At 42.3% G+C, this 1,619-nt stretch carries 2 protein-coding genes; both read left to right on the forward strand.

Going from position 1 to position 1,619, the window contains the following annotated elements; translation table 11 throughout:
- A partial coding sequence (locus tag CAFE_RS12510) for a helix-turn-helix domain-containing protein (protein WP_156990847.1) occupies positions 1 to 503 on the forward strand: 503 nt, incomplete at its 5' end.
- A 304-nt stretch (positions 504 to 807) separates the two neighbouring features.
- Complete coding sequence (locus tag CAFE_RS12515; RefSeq protein ID WP_156990848.1) at positions 808 to 1,521, forward strand: response regulator transcription factor; 714 nt, start codon at positions 808 to 810, stop codon at positions 1,519 to 1,521.
- Positions 1,522 to 1,619: the final 98 nt, after the last annotated feature.

The following is a 1,619-nucleotide window of genomic DNA, read 5'->3' on the forward strand; positions in this document are numbered from 1 at the left end:
AAAGCTGGCGTTCAGACAGTACCGCCGGTGGACATTCCGGCGGTACTGTGACTGGCGCTCATGTAACCGGCGATATGGGTCATTTCCGACCGGCGTTTTGGGTCAAAAAAGTTCCGGCGTTGACACGGGGCTATGTCTGCAAAATCCTGTCGGAGAAAGAATTTGAGGAGAAGACCCGCTCCCTGAAACACTTCAATACGGTTCTTCAATTCATTGAGGATAACTACGATAAAAAAATCCGCTTAAAAGAGCTCGCGGATTCGGCGAATCTCAGTGCATGTCATTTCTGCAGAACATTCAAACAGATCACAGGGAAAACACTGACCAATTACGTAAATGAAATTCGACTTGAAAAGGCTGCCTGCTTTTTGAAACAAACAGACCTGAACATCACTGAAACCGCCCTGAAATGCGGCTTCGACAGTATCAGTTACTTCAATCGGTTATTCAGCAGGCATTATAAAATTTCTCCGACGAAATTCAGAAAAGCAAATATGCAATAATAGACGAACCGTTGGGTCGAACTTGTTGTATCTGAACAGCCAAAACCAGTAGATTTAAAATTCATTTTCTCCTCAATATATCCCTCACAAGAAATAAATTTGACGGAAGATAAAAAGCGGAACTGATTCCGTTTTCAGGCAGCGGTAAATGGGGTATCTCAGAACGCAGGATACGGATCTTTGTGGGAAAATCGAATAAAAGGAGTTGTCCGGTTCGGTCATGCATGGACGATACCAAAAGATGCAGAAAAGCCTTCTGCTGCAAGAAGAAAGCCATAAAGCGATAAATGATAGGGGTCGTAAAATGCAAAATAATATATTAATTATTGATGATGACATGGGATTATGTCAATTACTTAAAAAATGTGTGGAAAAGGAAAGACTCATAGCTGATCTTGCTTATACTGGCACGGCTGGTTTGGACATGGCGGCAAAAGGCAGCTATCAGCTTATTGTTCTGGATGTTATGCTGCCTGGAATGGACGGATTTCAGGTACTTGAAAAAATAAGGGAAATGAGCGCCGTCCCCGTACTGATGCTTACAGCGAAAGCTGCCAATACCGACAAAGTAAACGGTCTGCGTTCCGGAGCTGACGATTATCTGACGAAGCCTTTTGATGTCGAAGAATTTATTGCCCGTGTCTTATCTTTAATTCGCAGATATACCACTTTCAATGGCTCCGATAAAGAATCTCACCTGCTTTCCTTTCAGAAGCTTACGATCGACTTGGACGCCCGGATTGTTCACATTGGAGATTCGCAAGTTGAGCTTCATGCAAAGGAATTTGACATTCTCTGCTACCTTGCCAGAAATCAAGGAAGGATTTTGACCAAACAGCAAATATATGAAGAAATATGGCAGGAGCCATATGCCTATGATGATAATAATATCATGGGATATATTAGCAAATTGCGAAAACAGATAGAGTCTGACCCCAATAATCCAACTTATATTCAAACAGTGAAAGGCGTAGGCTACCGCTTTAGTCAGTCTAATGGTATGAAGTCAAGAGGGTAAGTGCAAATGGAACGGATAAAAAAGCCACCATAAACGTACTGGCTGGATAAAAAAGGCAAACCTTTTCAAGCCCTGCCCTTGCAATTTAAAAAACAGGG

Source organism: Caproicibacter fermentans, from assembly GCF_009746625.1.
Classification (GTDB): Bacteria; Bacillota; Clostridia; order Oscillospirales; family Acutalibacteraceae; genus Caproicibacter; species Caproicibacter fermentans.